This is a genomic window from Pseudomonas sp. PDNC002 (assembly GCF_016919445.1).
In the GTDB taxonomy this organism is placed as follows: Bacteria; Pseudomonadota; Gammaproteobacteria; order Pseudomonadales; family Pseudomonadaceae; genus Pseudomonas.
Genome location: NZ_CP070356.1, coordinates 3,689,069 through 3,709,266, shown reverse-complemented (window position 1 = coordinate 3,709,266; position 20,198 = coordinate 3,689,069). Strand labels below are relative to the sequence as shown.

Sequence of the window (20,198 nt, the reverse complement as noted above, 5' to 3'; positions counted from 1 at the left end):
GCGCCCCGTCAGTGTGCGTGGGACGCCGAGCTCTTGCCCAGCTCCGACTTGAGAATGAAGCTGCCCTCGCCCGCCACCTGATCACCGGCGTCAAGCCCGGCCAGCACTTCCACCTGGCCGGCGCTGCGCACGCCCAGGCTCACCGGCCGCGGGGCGAAGCCCTCGGCATTGCGCACGAACACGCTGGGCTTGCCCTCGACTTCCTGCACCGCCTGTTCCGGGACCGCGACCGGCACCTCACGCGCCGCACTGCGCACCCGCACATTGACGAACAAACCAGGCCGCCACGCACCATCGGGATTGGCCAGGGTGACGCGGGCCACGGCGCTGCGGGTCTGTTCGCCCAGCAGGCTGCCGACATAGGCCACGCGGCCCTCCACCTGCATGCCGAGGTCCGGCGCCTCGACCCGCGCGGCCTTGCCGACCTGCACCCGCGCCAGGTCCTGCGGGGCGACGCTGAAACTGGCCCAGACCCGCGACAGGTCCGACAGGGTGAAGGCAGCGCTCGCTTCGCTGACCATCTCCCCCGGCACCAGATGCTTCTCCACCACCACGCCATCGAAGGGCGCGCGCAGCTCGTAGCGATTGCCGCCAGCGCTGGCCGACACGCCACTCAAGGCGTTGGTCTTCTGCCGCGCATTGGCCAGCGCGATCTGCGCCTCCTCCAGGCTCTGCCGTGCCTGCAGGTAATCCTGCTCGGCGGAAATCTTCTCGCGCCACAGCTCGCGCTCGCGCTCGAAGGTCGTGCTCGCCAGCGCCAGGCGACGCTGCGCGGCGGCCAGCTCGCTGCGCAACTCGGAGACCTGCTGGCTGGCGATCACCGCCAGCAGATCGCCCTTCTTGACGCTTTGCCCCAGTTCCACCGCCACCGACTCCACCATGCCGGGAGTGCGCGGCACCACGTGGGCGGTGCGGTCCTCATCGAAGCCGATCTCGCCGGGCAGGCTGAACGCCTCGTCCAGCGCCTGAGGGCCGGCGCTCACCACCCGGATGCCGGCCGCTTCGATCTGCGCGGGGCTCAGGTGCAAGCCTTCATCGTCGGCGTCCTCGGGTTTCGCATCATGGTGTTCACCATCGCCGTGGTTCGAGGCTTCGGCGTGGCGGGTCGGGGCGGCGGTGCCGTGGTGCTCGCCATCGGCATGGGTCGCATCGTCCAGATGCCCACCGCCCGACTGCTCGCTGCCCAGCCAGGCGTAGGCGCTGACACCGAGCGCCGAGGCGAGCAGCGCAGCGGCCGCAAGAGGGGTTTTCTTGATCATGGAGACTCCGGGAAATAGCCCGCGACCATGCTCCACAGAGCAGACGCCGGGATGTGATTGAGGGGGCTGAACAGGTCGTGGATGCACCAATGCACCGGCACACTGACGATCGGCGCGGCGGTGGATGGCGTCAGGGTGGCGAGCAGCAGGCCGAGCAGTGCGCGGCGGCCTCTAGCGAAGCGCACCGACATCGCCGTAGACCCGTTCGATTCGTCCCCAGGCATCGCTGACCTGGGCCAGCGCCCGCAGATACTGGTCACGCGCGGTGATCAGCGTGCGCTGGGCATCGAGCACTTCGAGGAAGCCGAACTTGCCCATCTCGAAGCCGCGCGTGGCACTTTCCACGGCGGTCTGCGCGCTGGGCAGGATGGTCGAGCGGAAGTCATCGACCTCGCCCTGGGCGGTGCTCCACTGCTGCAAGGCCTGTTGGGTTTCCTGGCGCAGGCGCAGCTCGGTGGCGTTGCGCAGGTCCCGCGCCTGATCGGCGCGGCGCGACTCGGCCAGGATGTTGCCCTGGTTGCGGTCGAACAGCGGCAGCGGCAGGCTCAGGCCGATCACCGCGATACGGTCGCGGTTGCCGTCCTCGATGGCTTCCTGGCTGCCCAGGCTGACGTCGAGGTCGGGAATCCGCTGGGTCCTGGCCAGCGCCACGGCGGCCTCGCTTTCTTCGATGCGGCTGCGGGCCAGGCGCAGCGGGGCGCTATCACCCAGGCGGCGCAGCAACTCATCGCTCGCGGGCAGGCGCGGCAGCGGGTCGGCGTTGCCGCCGCGCACGGCGCTGAAGTCCGCCTGCGGCAGGCCCATCAGCACCGCCAGCGCCTGGTAGGCATCGGCCCGGTCGCGGCGCGCCCGCTGCTGTTCCAGGCGCACCTCCGCGAGCTGAACCTGCGCCCGGTTTGCCTCCAACGGCGGCGCCTTGCCGGCACGCACCCGCCCTTCGGCCGCCGCCACGCCCCGTTGCGCCAGCGTCACCGACTGCTGCGCCAGGCGCTCGCGCTCCTGGGCGCGCAGGGCGCCGTAGAAACCGGCGATCACCTCGCCGCGCAGCTGGTTGCGCCGCGCCTCCAGGCTCAGCGCCGCGGTATCCGCGCCACGTTCGGCCAGGGCCACCCGCGCGGCGCGCTTGCCGCCCAGCTCCAGCGGCTGGCTGAGGCCGATGGTGGTGGTGCGATTGCGCGATTCTGTCCCTTCCTGCTCCCAGGAAAGCGTCGGGTTGCGCAGCAATCCCGCCTGTTCGCGCATGCCCTGGGCGATACCGATCTCGCGGCTGCTGGCCGACAGTTCCGGATTGCCGGCAAGGGCACTTTGCAGGGCATCCTCGATGCCGATTTCCCGATCCTGCGCCCATGCCGGCAACTGGCAGAGCAGCAGCACGAGCAACCATGCGCGCCTCGACGACGGCCGCGACGCGAATCCAAAACGACGTGAAAGCACTGTGAACCTCGCACGATGAAGTCAACTTCGACGGCATGCCGTCCTCTTCACCGGCGAATCTAGAAGTGCCTCAGTAGCGACAAGGTGACTGGATAATTACAAACATGTAATTGGCCAATCCATGGATTCCCGTTGTATGTATTTAAAAGGGACCGAGTTGATTCCAGGTAACTTCAGGAAACAATTCACGCCATCCCGACAAACGCTTTAACTGAAATAAAAATCTTACAGATCAACCACCTGCATAACCTTTAAGTGTCAATCCAGGTCGCCTGCCGCGACACTTTCACGATTGACCCTGAAGTCACTACAGCTTCTAGACTGCGCGCGCTTTTCAGCTCGTGGCGAACTTCGCTGCGCGCCTGGAACCACTCTTCACGCAATTACCGGGTAACTGTTCATGAAAATCCTGCTCATCGAGGACGACAACAAGACCGCCGACTACCTGCACCAGGGCCTGAGCGAAAGTGGCTACGTGGTCGATCGCGCCGACAACGGCGTCGACGGCCTGCACCTCGCCCGCCAGTGCGCCTACGACCTGGTCATCCTCGATGTGAACCTGCCGCAGATGGACGGCTGGGAAGTCCTCGCCAGCCTGCGCCAGCAAAGCGACATGCGGGTGATGATGCTCACCGCGCGCAGCCGCCTCACCGAACGGGTGAAAGGCTTCGACCTGGGCGCCGACGACTACCTGCTCAAGCCCTTCGAGTTCCCCGAACTGCTGGCCCGCGTGCGCTCGCTGCTGCGTCGCAGCGAACGCATCGAGCAACCGCAGGTGCTGGAGATCGGCGGGCTGGAGCTGGACCCCGGCCGTCACCGGGCCTACCGCGACAGCCAGCGCATCGACCTGACCAGTAAGGAGTTCGCCCTGCTCCACCTGCTGATGAGCCGCAGCGGCGAAGTGCTCTCGCGCACGCAGATCATCTCGCTGGTATGGGACATGAACTTCGACTGCGACACCAACGTGGTGGAAGTCACCATCCGCCGCCTGCGCGCGAAGATCGACGATCCCTTCGCCGACAAGCTGATCCACACCCTGCGCGGGGTCGGCTACGTGCTGGAGTCACGGGCATGAAGCCGGCCAGCCTGTCGCTGCGCATCGGCCTGTGGGTCGGCGCGCTTGGTTCGGTGCTGACCGTCCTGCTGGTCAGCCTGGCCTACCTCGCCCTCGATCATCAATTGGACCGGCGTGCCCATCGCGCCCTGCAAGACAAGCTCGGACAACTGCGCCACGCCCTCGACGCCGATCCCGGCCTCGCCGCCCTGCCCTTGCGCGGCCACGCCCTGCAGGACCAGCTGATGGGCCACGAGAACCTCAGTGCCACGCTCCTCGAGCAGCAGCATGGCCAGCCCGCGCGCTTCAACAGCGGCCCGCTGGCCGACCTCGCGGTCCTCGACGATTTCTCCGGCAGCGGCCGCAGCTTCGCCTGGACCGCCAACGATGGCCGGCGCCTGCTCACCGAACGCAGCCTGGTGCGCCTGCGCGACGGCAACACCCTGCGCGTCTTCCTGACCCTGGATCGCCGCGAGGACGACGCCCTGCTCGGCGCCTTCCTGCGCTCCGCGCTGCTGGCCATGCCGCCGTTGCTGCTGCTGATCGCCCTCGGCGCGCGGCTGGTCGCCAAGCGCGGCCTGCAACCCCTGAAGCAGTTCGGCCAGGTCGCCGCGCTGGTGTCCACCGAGGATCTCAGCCACCGCATACCGGTGCAGGACCTGCCCCGTGAACTGGGCAAGGCCGCGCGGGCGCTGAACCTGATGCTGCACCGCCTGGATGGTGGTGTGCAGCAGCTCACGCAGTTCTCCGACGACCTCGCCCACGAGCTGCGTTCGCCGATCGGCAACCTGCTGGGCAAGGCGCAGGTGACGCTTTCGCGGCCACGGGATAAAGAGGAATACAAGGCCGTGCTGGCATCGGGCATCGAGGAACTGGAGCGGGTCAGCCGCATCGTCAGCGACATGCTCTTCCTCGCCCAGGTCAGCCACCCGCGCGCACTGCTGCCGCAGGAACCCGTCCAGCTGGAAAAGGAAGCGGCGAAGGTCGCCGAACTGTTCGCCTTCAGCGCAGAGGAAAAATCACTGGTCATCGACGTCGAAGGAAGAGGCTGCGTGCTCGGCGATCGCCTGATGATTCAGCGCGGCATTTCCAACCTGCTGTCCAATGCCATCCGCCATACGCCCGAGGGAGGACGCATCAGCGTGCGCGTGGACAATCACGGCGGCGCCGTCACGCTGCAGGTGGAGAACCCCGGCGCCGGCATCGCGCAATCACACCTGGAGCACCTGTTCGAGCGCTTCTACCGCGTCGACAAGGGTCGCTCGCGCGCACAGGGCGGGACGGGGCTGGGCCTGGCCATCGTGCGCTCGATCATGGAACTGCACCTGGGTGCGGCCAGCGCCGAAAGCACGGAGGAAGGCCCGACGCGCTTCCTCCTGCGATTCCCACCCATGCCGGCGTGAGATCAGCGGGTCGTGCGGCAGGCCACGCGCTCGGCGCGGTACTCGATGGCCTGCTCCTCGCCGAAGGAGTCTCGGTAGCGCATCTGCACCGGGACCACGCCGCAATCGGCGCTCATCGGCGTCACCGCCACGACTTCGGCGATGTCCAGGTTCATTCCGTAAGTGTACTGCTTCGCCTCGGCGACCTGCGTCGGCGTGGGGGCCGGCTGGCGCGCCTGCATGGCTTGCTGGCGGGCCTCCTCCATGCGGGCGAAGGTGATGTCGCCACCACCATCGGCCAGCGCCAGGGAGGAAGCGCCCAGCAGGGCAGTGATCAGGAAGATGCGGGGGAGTTTCATGGCAGTCACCTCGTGGGTGTGGGGGAATGACTCCACCTTATGAGTTCGCCCCTAACGGGAAGCTGAGGCACGGATGACGATTCGGTTATCCAGCCCATGCGCTCGTTGACCTTGCCCTATGGGAAGGTTCTAAACTGCGCGCCATGACTCGTCGCCTGCGGCTGCTTATCGTCCTGCTGCTCAGCCTTGCGCTTCCCCTCACCGGGATGGCGGGCTTCGAGGCGCCGGCCGACCCCTGCCCGATGCAGAGCCAGGGCATGAGCCAGATGGCGGGCATGGACCAGGACTGCTGCCAGGACTCGGGCAAGATGACCCAGCACGGCAAGAAATCCTGCAAGTCCGGAGAAGAGTGCAAGACCGGCAGCCTGCTCCAGATCAGCGTCCTGAAAGTCCCGCACCACCTGGTCACACCGCGGCCCCCGTCTCTCTACAACCACCTCGTTCTCAGCCAGGCTCCCGCCGACCTCTGGCGACCTCCCTGCGCCTGATTCCTCGTTCGACCTGAACCCCACTCGCGGCCTTGCTGGCTGCCGGGTGGCGTGCGCCTGTGCGCTGGTTTCCCCGAGGAATCCACACCGTGACTCACATCCGACTCCATCCCGGCTGGATGCTGCTTGCGCTGCTCTCCAGCCTGTCCGCCCAGGGTGCGTCCCTGTCGCTGGACGACGCCCTGTTGCTGGCCGAACGCAACGCCCCTTCCCTGCTCGCCCAAAGCGAAAAGATCTCAGCGGCGAAAAGTGCCGCCATCCCCGCCGGAGAACTGCCTGACCCGAAACTGAACCTGGGCCTGCAGAACGTCCCCATCGAGGGTGACGAGCGCTGGAGCACCCAACGCGACAACATGAGCATGCAGGTGGTTGGCCTGATGCAGGAAATGCCCAATAGCGACAAGCGCAAAGCCCGCATCGAGACCGCCCAGGCCGCCGTCGAACGTGCCAGTGCCGAAGCCGACGTCGAACGCCTGAAAGTCCGCGGCGCATTGGCCCAGGCCTGGATCGCTGCCTATACGCTGCAACGCAAGCTGGCCATGTTCGACGACTTCTACCGCGAGAACCGCCTGCTGGACGCCACCGTCCGTGCCCGTCTGGCCGGTGGCGGCGCGAGCACGGTCGACGCGGTGGCTCCGCGCCAGGAAGCCGCGCTGCTGGATGAGCAGAAGGACGACCTGCTGCGCCAGGCCGCCCAGGCGCGGGCGGCGCTCAAGCGCTGGATCGGCCAGGATGCACCCGACGCGCTCAGTGGTGACTTCCCGAGCTGGCCGATCGACGCCTCCCACTCGCTGCAATCCCTGCACCAGCACCCGGAACTCGCCGCCTACGGGCCGATGACCCGCGAGGCCGAAGCCCTGGTGCGCGAGGCCGTGGCGGAGAAGAAGCCGGACTGGAGCTGGGAGGTCGACTACCAGCGCCGTGGCCGCGAGTTCGGCGACATGATGTCGTTGCAGGTCAGCTTCGACCTTCCGCTATTCACGTCGACGCGCCAGGACCCGAAGATCGCCGCACGGCGCGCCCAGGTTCGCCAATTGGAAGCCGAGCGCGACGCCCTGGCCCGCGAACACGAGCAGCAACTGGCGGACGACCTGGCCGAATACCGGCGTCTGCAGCGCGCGGTCGAGCGCAGCACTGGCACTCTGCTGCCGCTGGCCGAGGAGAAGGTCCGCCTGGCCCTGGCCGGCTACCGCGCCGGCAAGCTGGGCCTCGACGAGCTGGTCAGCGCCCGCCAGCAACAGGTCGCAGCCAGGCTACGGCAGATCGACCTGCAGGGCTCCCTGGCGCTGGTCGCCGCGCGTCTCTACTTCACCTACGAGGAGGGACGCGCATGAGCGGCATTACGTGGAAGACCTCCGCCCTACTGGCCATCGCCCTCTCCGCCGGCGGCGCGGGCGGCTATTGGTATGCCCTGCGGCAGCACGCTCCCGCAGCGGAAACGGTGACCTCGACCACCCCGGAGCGCAAGCCGCTCTACTGGTACGATCCGATGGTCCCGCAGCAGCACTTCGACGCGCCGGGCAAGTCGCCGTTCATGGACATGGCGCTGGTGCCCAGGTACGCCGATGAGGGCGAAGTCGGCGTGTCGACGGTGCGCATCGCACCGGGTATCCAGCAGAACCTCGGCATGCGCCTGGCGACGGTCACCCATGGCCGGCTCGACCGCCGGTTGCGGGTCACCGGCCTGCTGACCTTCAATGATCGCGACGTGGCGCTGTTGCAGGCTCGCGCTGGCGGCTTCGTCGAGCGCACCTACGCCCTGGCGCCGGGCGACGTGGTGAAGGCCGGCGCGCCGGTCGCCGATGTCCTGGTGCCGGAGTGGGCAGCCTTGCAGGAAGAGTTCCTCGCGCTGCGCGGTGCTTCGGAACCGGCGTTGCTGGCAGCCGCACGGCAACGCTTGCTGCTGTCGGGCATGCCGGCCTCGCTGGTGGCGCAGATCACCCGCAGCGGTCGGACGCGCCCGGTGATCACCCTGACGTCGCCGATTGCCGGGGTGATCCGCGAACTGGACGTGCGCACCGGCATGACCCTGTCCGCCGGCGCGCCCCTGGCGCGGATCAATGGCCTGGGGCAGGTCTGGCTGGAGGCGGCGGTCCCGGAAACACAGGCAGGAGGCCTGAACATCGGCCAGTCGGTCGATGCCCGCCTGCCGGCATTCCCGGATCGCCCGGTGACCGGCACCCTGGCCAGCATCCTGCCGGAGAATGACCAGCAGAGCCGCACGCTACGCCTGCGCATCGAGCTGCCCAACCCGGACGGCCAGCTGCGCCCCGGTATGACGGCGGAGGTCAGCCTGGACCTTGCCGGCCAGGCTGATGTGCTGCAGATTCCCAGCGAAGCGGTGATCCGCACCGGTAAGCGCAACCTGGTGATGCTCGCCGAGGATCAGGGGCGCTTCCGCCCGGTGGAGGTGCGCCTGGGCCAGGAGAACGACGGCCTGGTGGCGGTCCTTGCGGGCCTTGCCGAAGGCCAGCGGATCGTCTCTTCCGGTCAGTTCCTGATCGATTCGGAGGCCAGCCTGAAGGGCATCGAAGCCCGCACCGAAGAGGTACCCCAAGCAACGACGACAGCGCCCACGGTGCATGAGGCCGAAGGCCGGATCGTGGCGATCGGCGCCCAAGGCCTGACCATCAGCCACGGCCCGTTCAACACCCTGGGCATGCCTGGCATGACCATGACCTTTCCCCTTGCCCGCCCCGGGCTGGCCGACGGCATGAAGGTCGGCGAGCGCATCCGCTTCGGCGTCAGCCAGGGCGATGCCGGGCTGGTGATCGAGCAGGTAAGCAAGCAGGAGGCGCAACCATGATCGCCAAGCTGATCCGCTGGTCGGTGGCCAATCGCTTCCTGGTGCTGCTGGCCACCCTGTTCATCGTCGCCTGGGGCGTGTGGTCGCTGCGCAGTACGCCGGTGGACGCCCTGCCGGACCTCTCCGATGTGCAGGTGATCATCCGCACCAGCTATCCGGGGCAGGCACCGCAGATCGTCGAGAACCAGGTCACCTACCCGCTGGCCACGACCATGCTGTCGGTGCCCGGCGCGAAGACCGTGCGTGGGTTTTCTTCCTTCGGCGACAGCTTCGTCTATGTGCTGTTCGAGGACGGCACCGACCTCTACTGGGCGCGCTCACGGGTGCTGGAGTACCTGAACCAGGTGCAGTCCCGGCTACCCGCGACGGCAAAAACCGCGCTCGGCCCGGACGCTACCGGTGTCGGCTGGATCTACCAGTACGCACTGGTCGACCGCAGCGGCCGGCATGACCTCGCACAGCTGCGTGGCCTGCAGGACTGGTTCCTCAAATACGAGCTGAAGACTGTACCCGACGTGGCCGAGGTGGCCACCGTGGGCGGCATGGTCAAGCAGTACCAGGTCGTCCTCGACCCGGTGCGGCTGGCCAGCCTGGGGATTACCCAGCGCGAGGTGATCGAGGCCATCGGCAAGGCCAACCAGGAAACCGGCGGCGGCGTCCTGGAGCTCGGCGAAGCCGAGTTCATGGTGCGCGCCTCTGGCTACCTGAAAACCCTGGCGGACTTTCGCGCCATCCTCCTGCGCCTGGCCGGCAACGGCAGCCCGGTCACCCTGGGCGATGTCGCCAGCATCCAGCTCGGCCCGGAAATGCGCCGGGGCATCGGCGAGCTGGACGGCGAAGGCGAAGCCGTGGGCGGGGTGATCGTGCTGCGCAGCGGCAAGAACGCCAGCGAGGCCATCGCACGGGTGAAGGACAGGCTGGAGGAACTGAAGAAGAGCCTGCCCGAGGGCGTGGAGATCGTCACCACCTATGACCGCAGCCAACTGATCGACCGCGCGGTGTCCAACCTCAGCCACAAGCTGATCGAGGAATTCCTCGTGGTGGCGCTGGTGTGCGGCGCCTTCCTCTGGCATTTGCGCTCGTCGCTGGTGGCCATCGTGTCCTTGCCGGTGGGCGTACTGATCGCGTTGATCGTCATGCGTCACCAGGGAATCAACGCCAACATCATGTCCTTGGGCGGCATCGCCATCGCCATTGGTGCGATGGTGGACGCGGCGGTGGTGATGATCGAGAACGCGCACAAGCGCATCGAGGCCTGGCACGAGCAACACCCCGGCAGGCCACTCAAGGGCGAGCAGCACTGGCGGGTGATGACCGAAGCGGCCGTGGAGGTCGGGCCGGCGCTGTTCTTCAGCCTGCTGATCATCACCCTGTCATTCATCCCGGTGTTCACGCTGGAGGCCCAGGAAGGCCGTCTCTTTGGCCCGTTGGCGTTTACCAAGACCTACGCCATGGCCGGGGCGGCAGCGCTTTCCGTGACGCTGGTGCCGGTGCTGATGGGCTACTGGATTCGCGGGCGCCTCCCCTCGGAACAGCGCAATCCGCTCAACCGCGGGTTGATCCGCCTTTACCGGCCGGCACTGGAAGTGGTGCTGCGCCGGCCACGTACGACGCTGGCAGCCGCCGTGGTGATCTTCCTCACCGGGCTCTGGCCACTGTCCCAGCTGGGCGGCGAATTCCTCCCGCCGCTGGACGAAGGCGACCTTCTGTACATGCCCTCGGCGCTGCCCGGTCTGTCCGCGCAGAAGGCATCGGAGTTGCTGCAGCGTACCGACCGCCTGATCCGCAGCGTGCCGGAAGTCGCCAGCGTATTCGGCAAGGCCGGGCGCGCCGAATCGGCCACCGACCCGGCACCGCTGGAGATGTTCGAGTCGATCATCCGCTTCAAGCCGAAGGAGCAATGGCGGCCAGGCATGACCAGCGAGAAGCTGGTGGAGGAACTGGATCGCGTGGTGAAGGTGCCCGGCCTGACCAACATCTGGATTCCGCCGATCCGCAATCGCATCGACATGCTTGCCACCGGCATCAAGAGCCCCATCGGAGTGAAGGTCGCCGGTACCGACCTGGCCGAGATCGACCGCGCCACCCAGGCGGTGGAGCGAGTCGCCAAGGGTGTTCCCGGGGTCACCTCGGCACTGGCCGAACGCCTCACCGGCGGACGCTACATCGACATCGACATCGACCGCCAGGCAGCGGCCCGCTACGGCATGAACATCGCCGACGTGCAGGCCATCGTCAGCAGCGCGATCGGCGGCGAGAACGTCGGTGAGACGGCGGAAGGATTGGCCCGCTACCCAATCAACGTGCGCTATCCGCGCGAGTGGCGCGACTCGGTCGACGCGTTGCAGCAACTACCGATCTACACCGCCCAGGGCGGGCAGATCACCCTGGGCAGCGTGGCGCGGGTTCGCATCAGCGAAGGGCCGCCGATGCTCAAGAGCGAGAACGCCCGTCTCTCCGGCTGGGTCTACGTCGACGTGCGCGGCCGCGACCTGGCGTCAGTGGTGGCGGACCTGCGCCAAGCCGTGGAGCGTGACGTGCGGCTCGCACCGGGCATGAGCCTGAGCTACTCAGGCCAGTTCGAGTACCTGGAGCGCGCCAACGCCCGCCTCAAGCTGGTAGTGCCGGCGACCCTGGCGATCATCTTCGTGCTGCTCTACCTGACCTTCGGGCGGTTCGACGAGGCCCTGCTGATCATGGCCACCCTGCCCTTCGCCCTCACCGGCGGAATCTGGCTGTTGTACCTGATGGGCTTCAACCTGTCGGTCGCCACCGGCGTCGGCTTCATCGCCCTGGCCGGGGTCGCGGCGGAGTTCGGGGTGATCATGCTGGTCTACCTGAAGAACGCCTGGGCCGCACGCGGCGATGCCAACGATCCCGCCGAGCTGCTGGCCGCCATACGCGAGGGCGCCGTCCAGCGCGTACGTCCCAAGGCCATGACCGTGGCGGTGATCGTCGCCGGCCTGCTGCCAATCCTCTGGAGCAGCGGCACCGGCAGCGAGGTGATGAGCCGCATCGCCGTGCCCATGGTCGGCGGCATGCTTACCGCCCCCTTGCTTTCCCTCTTCGTCATCCCCGCCGCCTACTGGCTGATGCGCCGTCATCAGCCGGCAGCGGCATCGCAGACCCAACCCGGAGAAACCCCATGAGAACCCCACTGATCACCGCAGCCCTGTTGCTTGCCCTGCCATTCGCCGTCTCCGCCGAGGAGATGTCAGGCATGGACATGAAGGGCATGAAGTTGGATGGCATGGACATGGAAAGCCACCAGGCAGCGCCCACCGCGAGTGCCCAAGGCACCATCAGGGCCATCGACACCCAGCGCAATACGATCACCCTGGCACACGGCCCGGTTGCTGCCCTGCAATGGCCGCCGATGACCATGGCGTTCAAGACCACGCCCGTGTTGTTGGAGGGGCTGAAGGTGGGAGACCCGGTGGACTTCGAGTTCCGTAACGCCAGTGACGGCGCCGCCCTGGTGAGTATCCGCAAGCGCTGAGGCTGAACCAGCCAGCGCCCTGCCAACCCGCAGGGCGCTGGCACGACCAAAGTGCACCAGGCCGATTCCCACTGGCCACGTCACCACTCATCCGTGCAATTTTCCACCGGTGAACTCTCGGCGTCCGACAACTGTCTGTGTGCTGTCGGCCCCCCGGGTGGGATTTCTGGCCATTGGCCACCCGGACAGTTCTGAATAAGTTGCCCGGCCGGCGTTTTCGCTCCCGCAAGGCGGGTTTCGTTTCAAGTCATGTGAAGATTGCCCATGTCCCTATCGCGTCGCTTCCCCGCACGAGTTTCTCCCTTCCAAACCCGCGCCCTCGGTGCCTGCCTGATTGGTGGCCTGCTGGCAGCCAGCGCCCCGGCCCAGGCCCAGGCCGAGGAGCCCGCCAGCAACGCGCGCTGGGTGAACGACAGCCTGAGCACCTACGTGCGCAGCGGCCCCACCGATGGCTACCGCATCGTCGGCACCCTGACCTCCGGGCAGAAGGTCCAATTGGTCAGCACCTCCGGCGACTACAGCCAGGTGCGCAGCGACAGCGGCAACAGCGTGTGGATCGCCAGCAAGGACCTGCAGGACAAGCCCGGCCAGGCCGAACGCCTGCCGGCGCTGGAGCAGAAGGTCACCGAGCTGACCACCCAGCTGCAGACCATCGACGACTCCTGGAAAAACCGCGTGCAGGGCATGCAGGAAACCCTGGATGCGCGCAAGAAGCTCATCGATGAACTGCAGGCCGCGCGTACAGCGCTGGATAGCGAGCTGAACGAAGCCCGCTCGCAACTGCGAGATGCCCAGGCGCAACTGGGCGACGAGAACAAGCAGGTGCTGATGCGCTACATGGCCTACGGCGGCAGCATCGCCGGCGCCGGCCTGCTGGCCGGCCTGATCCTGCCGACCATGCTGCGCGTGCGGCGCAAGCGCAGCACCGAGTGGGTCTGACACCCCTCGCACGGACCTCTGCTGCAGAAGCCCCTCTCCCAAAGGGAGAGGAGACTGCCTGCCGCAGGATCGAACCGCGCCATCAGCCGACACGAACAGCGAGCGCAGCCAGGGCTGAAGTGAGGTCCCCCACAGAGATAACCCTGTAGGAGCGGACCTTGTCCGCGATAAGCCACGCAACAGAACTTCGCGGACAAGGTCCGCTCCTACAAAAGCTCGCTATCCCTCGACCATGCTGCGCGTGCGGCGCAAGCGCAGCACCGAGTGGGTCTGACACTCCTCGCACGGACCTCTGCTGCAGAAGCCCCTCTCCCAAAGGGAGAGGAGACTGCCTGCCGCAGGATCGAACCGCGCCATCAGCCGACACGAACAGCGAGCGCAGCCAGGGCTGAAGTGAGGTCCCCCACAGAGATAACCCTGTAGGAGCGGACCTTGTCCGCGATAAGCCACGCAACAGAACTTCGCGGACAAGGTCCGCTCCTACAACAGCGCGTTATCCCTCGACCATGCTGCGCGTTCGGTGCAAGCGCAGCACCGAGTGGGTCTGACGCCCCCTCGCACGGACCTCCGCTGCAGAAGCCCTCTCCCAAAGGGAGAGGGGACTGCCTGCCGCAGGATCGAACCGCGCCATCAGCCGACACGAACAGCGAGCGCAGCCAAGGCTGAAGTGAGGGAAACAACCCTCCCCACAGAGATAACCCTGTAGGAGCGGACCTTGTCCGCGATAATCCACGCAGCAGAACTTCTGCGGACAAGGTCCGCTCCTACAAAAGCGCGCTATCCCTTCGGCGAAATCACCCCGAAGCAATGCCGCGCCTGCGGGAACTGCCGCCCCCGCACCTCGCTGGCAAAGCGTTCGACCGCCGCCGCGATCAGCTCATCCACCCGCACATACTGCTCGGCAAAACGCGGAATCTGCTCACCGGACAACCCCAGCATGTCCTCCGTCACCAGCACCTGCCCAGCGCAGGCGGGTGAGGCGCCGATGCCGATCACCGGGATGTCCAGCCGCTCGCACACCTGCCGCGCCAACGGTTCCACCACCCCCTCCAGCACCACGCTGAACGCCCCAGCGGCGGCCACCGCCTCGGCGTCGCGAAGTACCAGGGCGGCGCCGGACTCCTCCTTGCCCTGCACCTTGAACCCACCCAGCGCGTTGACCTTCTGCGGCATCAACCCAATGTGGGCCATCACCGGTATGCCGCGCTCGACGAGGAAGGCAATGGTCTCGGCCATCTCCGCCCCGCCCTCCAGCTTCACCGCCTGGGCGCTGCTTTCCGCCAGCACCCGCGCCGCGCTCTGGAAGGCCTGCTGCGGCGAAGCCTGGTAACTGGCGAACGGCAGGTCCACCACCACGCAGGCGCGCTGCGAACCCCGCACCACCGCCGCGCCATGAGCGATCATGGTGTCCAGGCTGACGGCCAGGGTGTGCGGCATGCCATACAGCACCATGCCCAGCGAATCGCCCACCAGCAGCACATCGACATGCGGATCGAGCAACCGCGCCATGGGCGCCGAATAGGCGGTCAGCACGACCAGGCTGCCGGGGTCGCGGCGTTGGCGGATTTCCAGGGTGGACAAGCGATGTTGCGGACGGTGGCTACTCATGCGTTTCTCCCAATTTTCCGGCTGGCGTTGAACGGGGAAGACGCTAACATCCGCACTTCGTGGCCCACTTCCGCAAGAGAGACAAGCTATGCCGTCGACGGGACAGGTTCCTCTGGCACTCCCCGGCTTCGCCGCCCTGCCCCGGCCCGTCTGGCTGCGCGCCTTCGACATGCCCGCCGGCCACATCGTCCCGCCGCACGCCCATCCCTGGGGCCAACTCATGTACGCCGCCAGCGGCGTGCTCGAAGCAACGACCGAGCAGCACGCCTGCATCATCCCGCCGCGCCGCGCCATGTGGCTGCCAACGGGAGTGCCGCACAGCGTGCGGGCGAGAACCGCCGTGGTATTCCGCAGCTTCTACCTCGCCCCGGAAATCGCCGCAGGGCTGGGCCCCTGCCGCGTCGTGGAAATATCGCCGCTGCTGGACAACCTGATCCGGCGGGCCAGCGAATTCGGCAACGACTACCCCGACGAGGGGCCGGAAGCGCGGCTCCTTCAGGTGCTGGTGGATGAACTGCACAACGCTCCCGATTCAGGCCTGGACCTCCCGCTGCCCCGCGACGCACGGCTGCGGCGGGTGACCGATCACCTGCAGGAACACCCCGGCGAGCGCCTGGGGATAGAAGACTGGGCGCAGCGCGTGGGCGCGTCGCGGCGCACCCTGGCGCGGCTGTTCCGCGACGAAACCGGCCTGTCCTTCCGCGAATGGCGCGAGCGCGCGCGCCTGCTGGCGGCGCTGCCGAGGCTGGAGCGCGGCGAATCGGTGACGCTGATCGCCGGCGACCTGGGCTACGAATCCACCTCGGCCTTCATCGAACTGTTCCAGCGCCAACTCCACACCTCCCCCGGCGCACTGGCGCGGCAGATGCGTGCTGGCGGATAGCGCGTTCCAGCGCGAGGGATTTCGCGGACAAGGTCCGCTCCTACAGGCCAACGTCGGAGCGGAGCTTCTCCGCGATTCCTGCCACTTCCGCAGGCAGACTCGCAGACCGCATAACGCCCCCGCGATACCCGCCGAACCCACCCCCGCCACAACCACAACCACAACCACAACCACAACATGAGGATTTCTTGTGTTCATCACGAATACATTGAGTTTGTCTCATACACCCCCACACCGGAGAATTTCCCCATCGTTGATTCAATGGAGAGATTCACATGGCGTTGGCACACAACCTCGGCTTCCCGCGCATCGGTCGCGACCGCGAGCTGAAGAAGGCCCAGGAAGCCTTCTGGAAGGGCGAACTGGACGAAGCCGGCCTGCGCGCCGTCGGTCGCGAGCTGCGTGCCGCTCACTGGCAGGTACAGAAGAATGCCGGCATCGAGCTGCTGCCCGTGGGCGACTTCGCCTGGTATGACCAGGTACTCACCCACTCCCTGACCTTCGGCGTCATCCCCGAGCGCTTCCGCGATCACGGCAACGCCAAGCCGACCCTGCGCACCCTCTTCGCCATGGCCCGCGGTGCCGTTGGGAAGGAGCACGGTGACAGCTGCTGCGGCGGCGCCCACGCACAAGAGATGACCAAGTGGTTCGACACCAACTACCACTACCTCGTCCCCGAGTTCAGCGCCGACCAGAAGTTCGAATTGAGCTGGGAACAGCTGTTCGAGGAAGTCGATGAAGCCATCGCCCTCGGCCATCAGGCCAAACCCGTGGTGATCGGCCCGCTGACCTACCTCTGGCTGGGCAAGACCAAAGGCGCCGCCGCCGACAAGGAAAGCTTCGACAAACTCGACCTCGCCGACCGCCTGCTGCCGCTCTACGGCCAGATCTTCCGCCGCCTCGCCGCCCAAGGCGTGGAATGGGTGCAGATCGACGAACCGATCCTCGCCCTCGACCTGCCGCAGGACTGGAAGAACGCCTTCGAGCGCGTCTACAACCTGCTGCAGAGCGAGCCGCTGAAGAAACTGGTGGCCACCTACTTCGGCGGCCTGGAAGACAACCTCGGCCTCGCCGCCAGCCTGCCGGTGGACGGCCTGCACATCGACCTGGTGCGCGCGCCGGAACAGTACCCGACCATCCTCGACCGCCTGCCCAGCTACAAGATTCTCTCCCTGGGCCTGGTCAACGGCCGCAACGTCTGGCGCTGCGACCTGGAGAAGGCGCTCGACGTCCTGCGCCACGCCCATGACCGCGTGGGCGAGCGCCTGTGGGTCGCGCCGTCCTGCTCGCTGCTGCACAGCCCGGTGGACCTGGAGCGCGAAGACAAGCTCGACACCGAACTCAAGAGCTGGCTCGCCTTCGCCGTGCAGAAGTGCGCCGAAGTCGCCCTGCTCACCCGCGCCCTCAATGAGCCGCAAGCGCCGGAAGTGCTCGCCGCGCTGGAGCAGAGCCGCGCCGTACAGGCCAGCCGCGCCGCCTCGCCGCGCATCCACAAGCCGCAAGTGCAGGCCCGCCTGGCCGCCGTCAAGCCCGCCGACAGCCAACGCCACTCCCCCTTCGCCGAGCGCATCGCCAAGCAGCGCGCCGGCCTCGACCTGCCCGACTTCCCCACCACCACCATCGGCTCCTTCCCGCAGACCTCCGCCATCCGCCTCGCGCGCCAGTCCTTCAAGCAGGGCAAGCTCAGCGCCGCCGACTACACCGAGGCGATGCACAGCGAGATTCGCCACGCCGTGCAGATCCAGGAACAACTGGGCCTGGACGTCCTGGTCCACGGCGAAGCCGAGCGCAACGACATGGTGGAATACTTCGCCGAACAGCTCGACGGCTACCTCTTCACCCGCTTCGGCTGGGTGCAGAGCTACGGCTCGCGCTGCGTCAAACCGGCGGTGATCTACGGCGACCTGAGCCGCCCGCAGGCCATGACCGTGGAATGGATCAAGTACGCCCAGGGCCTCACCGACAAGGTCATGAAAGGCATGCTGACCGGCCCGGTGACCATGCTGATGTGGTCCTTCCCGCGCGACGACGTGCCGCGCGAAACCCAGGCGCGCCAGCTCGCCCTGGCGATCCGCGACGAAGTGATCGACCTGGAAACCGCCGGCATCCGCATCGTGCAGATCGACGAAGCCGCCTTCCGCGAAGGCCTGCCGTTGCGCCGCAGCGCCTGGGGCCACTACCTGGACTGGGCCACCGAAGCCTTCCGTCTGTGCGCCTCCGGCGTGCGTGACGAAACCCAGATCCACACCCACATGTGCTACAGCGAGTTCAACGACGTGATCGAATCCATCGCCGCCATGGACGCCGACGTGATCACCATCGAGACCTCGCGCTCGGACATGGAGCTGCTCGACGCCTTCGAGAAATTCGAGTACCCCAACGAGATCGGCCCGGGTGTCTACGACATCCACTCGCCGCGCGTGCCGAGCAAGGAAGAAATGGTCAAGTTGCTGCGCAAGGCGGCCAGGCGCATCCCCGCAGAGCGCCTGTGGGTCAACCCCGACTGCGGCCTGAAGACCCGCGCCTGGCCGGAGACCGAAGCCGCGCTGGTGAACATGGTCGCCGCCGCCCGCGAACTGCGCAAAGACCTCGCCCTGCTCGGCTGACCGGTCGGGTCGAGCGCTGTATGCGGGAGAGCCTGGAGCGCAGCGCTACCATCGGTTCCGGTGTACGGACAACCTGGGTAGCGCACGCTCCACCCGCGCTGCGAACCACGCCGCGCTGAAGTTGGACCCTCGGTACGGCGTTGCACCCTCGCGGGCGGAGTCCGCTCCTGCGCACGCAATCGAATTCGCAGGAACGACTGTATTTCGCGGGTAGCCCGTGCCGATGCTTTTCCCTCACCCCCGCCCTCTCCCAGCGGGAGAGGGAGCCGCCCGTGCCGACTGATACCGAAGGCTCCTCCTGCACCAAACGATCCCCTCTCCCGCGTAGGGAGCGGAGCGCGCAGCCAGGGTCAGGGGCTGTTGATCGCGCGGATTCGCAGGAGCAACTGTCTTTCCGGGGTAGCCCGTGCCGATGCTTTTCCCTCACCCCCGCCCTCTCCCAGCGGGAGAGGGAGCCGCCTGTGCCGGCTGACACCGCAGTCTCCTCCTGCACCAGACGATCCCCTCTCCCGCGTAAGGAGCGGAGCGCGCAGCCAGGGGCTATTGATCGCGTAGGAGCGGACTCCGTCCGCGATTGGCATCCGCCAGCCGCGAAACGTCGGCGAACACCCGTAGGAGCGCGCCCCCCAACAGGCGTAGTCTTGAACCCTTCCGAGACACTGGCACGCAGACCCCACAATGAAGCAACTGCTCATCATCGGTATCGGCGCGGGCGACCCCGACTACCTAACCGTCCAGGCCATCAACGCGATGAACCGCAGCGACGTGTTCTTCCTCATGGACAAGGGCGTCAGCAAGGACAAGCTCATCCAGCTGCGTCGCGACATCCTCGAACGCTACGTCTCCCGTACCGATTACCGCATCGTCGAAGCCGACAGCCCCGAGCGCGTGCGCGAAGGCGACTACGCCGGCCAGGTGCACGACCTCAACCGCGCCAAGCAGGACGTCTTCGAACGCCTCATCGCCGAGGAACTGCAAGACGGCCAGTGCGGCGCCTTCCTGGTCTGGGGCGATCCCTCGCTGTACGACAGCACCCTACGCATCCTCGACGCCATCCTGCGCGCCGGCCGCGTGACCTTCGACTACCAGGTGATCCCCGGCATCACCAGCGTCCAGGCCCTGGCCGCGCGCCACAAGGTGCCGCTCAACGCCATCGGCCAATCGGTGCAGATCACCACCGGCCGCCGCCTCGCCGAAGGCTTCCCGGACAACGCCCAGAGCGTCGTGGTGATGCTCGACGCCGACGACACCTACCGTCAGTTGCACGACCCGAACCTGGAGATTTTCTGGGGCGCCTACGTCGGCACCGCGGACGAAATCCTCCGCAGCGGCCGTCTCGTCGACGTGGCCGACGACATCCAGCGCACCCGCCGCGAAGCCCGCGAGGCCAATGGCTGGATCATGGATACCTACCTCCTGCGGCACCGCCCCGCGGACGACTGAGCGGCGCCGGCAGACGCGGCTAGCGCCGCAGCCACTGCCCCAGGCTCCGGCGCGTGGGCACTTCGCGCGGCGTGCTGAAGCGCGGCATCTCGCGCAGGCGCAGCCACAGGTCGCCGCGCCAGTTCAACAGCATCAGCCGCGCGCCTTCCAGGGTCATCAAGGTGTGCAGCGGCCTCCAGGCCGTCGGCGCGCTCGCGTCACGCAGCGTGGGCACTACTTCGCGCGTGAGCCACTGGCGCATGTTGCGGTTCTCCGGGTGCATGTAGAAGTAAATGACGCGATAGGCAGCAGAGAATTCGCCGGCGACGAACCAGGGTTCGTTGTCGATCAGCACAGCGCGCAATGGATAGTTGAAGCGATTGAAAACGATGGGGGTATAGGTGGGCTGCATGGGCGGGCTTCTAGCTAGTTCCGTTAGCTAGCGCCATCCGCATTCGA

The 20,198-nt window shown here is 67.0% G+C and carries 17 protein-coding genes; 11 read left to right on the top strand and 6 right to left on the bottom strand.

Features of this window, described 5'->3' with window-relative positions; translation table 11 throughout:
• Positions 1-8: 8 nt before the first annotated feature.
• The 3 genes from JVX91_RS17025 to JVX91_RS17015 are packed head-to-tail and all read right to left on the bottom strand — an operon-like array spanning position 9 to position 2,639.
• A complete protein-coding gene (locus tag JVX91_RS17025; RefSeq protein ID WP_205335373.1) occupies positions 9-1,259 on the bottom strand; it encodes an efflux RND transporter periplasmic adaptor subunit in 1,251 nt (416 codons plus the stop codon).
• Positions 1,256-1,444, bottom strand: a complete 189-nt coding sequence (locus JVX91_RS17020) for a hypothetical protein (RefSeq protein WP_205335372.1) — start codon at positions 1,442-1,444, stop codon at positions 1,256-1,258. Before JVX91_RS17020 ends, JVX91_RS17025 begins: the two co-directional genes overlap by 4 nt.
• The gene (locus JVX91_RS17015; RefSeq protein ID WP_240201607.1) at positions 1,431-2,639 is read right to left on the bottom strand and encodes a TolC family protein; all 1,209 of its coding nucleotides are present in this window, start codon (positions 2,637-2,639) and stop codon (positions 1,431-1,433) included. Before JVX91_RS17015 ends, JVX91_RS17020 begins: the two co-directional genes overlap by 14 nt.
• A 454-nt stretch (positions 2,640-3,093) precedes the next feature.
• Here JVX91_RS17015 and JVX91_RS17010 point away from each other — a divergent pair, with 454 nt between their 5' ends.
• On the top strand, positions 3,094-3,768 hold the full coding sequence (locus tag JVX91_RS17010; RefSeq protein ID WP_205335371.1) for a heavy metal response regulator transcription factor: 675 nt from the start codon (positions 3,094-3,096) through the stop codon (positions 3,766-3,768).
• Positions 3,765-5,150: a heavy metal sensor histidine kinase gene (locus JVX91_RS17005; RefSeq protein WP_205335370.1), complete on the top strand. Its 1,386-nt coding sequence runs from the start codon at positions 3,765-3,767 to the stop codon at positions 5,148-5,150. Before JVX91_RS17010 ends, JVX91_RS17005 begins: the two co-directional genes overlap by 4 nt.
• Positions 5,151-5,152: 2 nt before the next feature.
• Here the strand turns inward: JVX91_RS17005 and JVX91_RS17000 are convergent, their stop codons facing one another.
• The gene (locus tag JVX91_RS17000) at positions 5,153-5,488 is read right to left on the bottom strand and encodes a DUF2790 domain-containing protein (protein ID WP_205335369.1); all 336 of its coding nucleotides are present in this window, start codon (positions 5,486-5,488) and stop codon (positions 5,153-5,155) included.
• A gap of 143 nt (positions 5,489-5,631) precedes the next feature.
• On the opposite strand from JVX91_RS17000, the gene JVX91_RS16995 reads away from it, so the two are divergent.
• From JVX91_RS16995 to JVX91_RS16970, 6 genes are all read left to right on the top strand, one after another.
• Complete coding sequence (locus tag JVX91_RS16995) at positions 5,632-5,976, top strand: hypothetical protein (RefSeq protein ID WP_205335368.1); 345 nt, start codon at positions 5,632-5,634, stop codon at positions 5,974-5,976.
• A gap of 119 nt (positions 5,977-6,095) precedes the next feature.
• On the top strand, positions 6,096-7,310 hold the full coding sequence (locus JVX91_RS16990) for a TolC family protein (protein ID WP_345890296.1): 1,215 nt from the start codon (positions 6,096-6,098) through the stop codon (positions 7,308-7,310).
• Positions 7,307-8,782 carry an efflux RND transporter periplasmic adaptor subunit gene (locus tag JVX91_RS16985; protein ID WP_205335366.1) on the top strand — a complete coding sequence of 492 codons (1,476 nt, stop codon included), beginning with the start codon at positions 7,307-7,309 and terminating at the stop codon, positions 8,780-8,782. The genes JVX91_RS16990 and JVX91_RS16985 overlap by 4 nt, the downstream gene beginning before the upstream one ends.
• Positions 8,779-11,931, top strand: a complete 3,153-nt coding sequence (locus JVX91_RS16980; protein WP_205335365.1) for an efflux RND transporter permease subunit — start codon at positions 8,779-8,781, stop codon at positions 11,929-11,931. The genes JVX91_RS16985 and JVX91_RS16980 overlap by 4 nt, the downstream gene beginning before the upstream one ends.
• Complete coding sequence (locus JVX91_RS16975; protein WP_205335364.1) at positions 11,928-12,281, top strand: copper-binding protein; 354 nt, start codon at positions 11,928-11,930, stop codon at positions 12,279-12,281. The genes JVX91_RS16980 and JVX91_RS16975 overlap by 4 nt, the downstream gene beginning before the upstream one ends.
• 264 nt (positions 12,282-12,545) lie before the next feature.
• Positions 12,546-13,220: a TIGR04211 family SH3 domain-containing protein gene (locus JVX91_RS16970; protein ID WP_205335363.1), complete on the top strand. Its 675-nt coding sequence runs from the start codon at positions 12,546-12,548 to the stop codon at positions 13,218-13,220.
• Positions 13,221-13,997: 777 nt separating this feature from the next.
• Here JVX91_RS16970 and panB read toward each other — a convergent pair.
• The gene (gene panB, locus JVX91_RS16965; protein ID WP_205335362.1) at positions 13,998-14,828 is read right to left on the bottom strand and encodes a 3-methyl-2-oxobutanoate hydroxymethyltransferase; all 831 of its coding nucleotides are present in this window, start codon (positions 14,826-14,828) and stop codon (positions 13,998-14,000) included.
• A gap of 88 nt (positions 14,829-14,916) precedes the next feature.
• Between panB and JVX91_RS16960 the strand changes: the two genes are divergently transcribed.
• From JVX91_RS16960 to cobF, 3 genes are all read left to right on the top strand, one after another.
• On the top strand, positions 14,917-15,711 hold the full coding sequence (locus tag JVX91_RS16960; RefSeq protein WP_205335361.1) for a helix-turn-helix transcriptional regulator: 795 nt from the start codon (positions 14,917-14,919) through the stop codon (positions 15,709-15,711).
• Positions 15,712-15,986: 275 nt separating this feature from the next.
• Positions 15,987-18,317, top strand: a complete 2,331-nt coding sequence (gene metE / locus JVX91_RS16955; protein ID WP_205335360.1) for a 5-methyltetrahydropteroyltriglutamate--homocysteine S-methyltransferase — start codon at positions 15,987-15,989, stop codon at positions 18,315-18,317.
• 678 nt (positions 18,318-18,995) lie between these two features.
• Entirely contained in the window at positions 18,996-19,760 is a 765-nt protein-coding gene (gene cobF, locus JVX91_RS16950; protein WP_205335359.1) for a precorrin-6A synthase (deacetylating), read from the top strand.
• Positions 19,761-19,779: 19 nt separating this feature from the next.
• On the opposite strand, the gene JVX91_RS16945 is transcribed toward cobF, so the two are convergent.
• Positions 19,780-20,151 (bottom strand): hypothetical protein, encoded by a 372-nt coding sequence (locus JVX91_RS16945; protein WP_205335358.1) that lies wholly within the window; start codon positions 20,149-20,151, stop codon positions 19,780-19,782.
• Between the last annotated feature and the right edge of the window lie 47 nt (positions 20,152-20,198).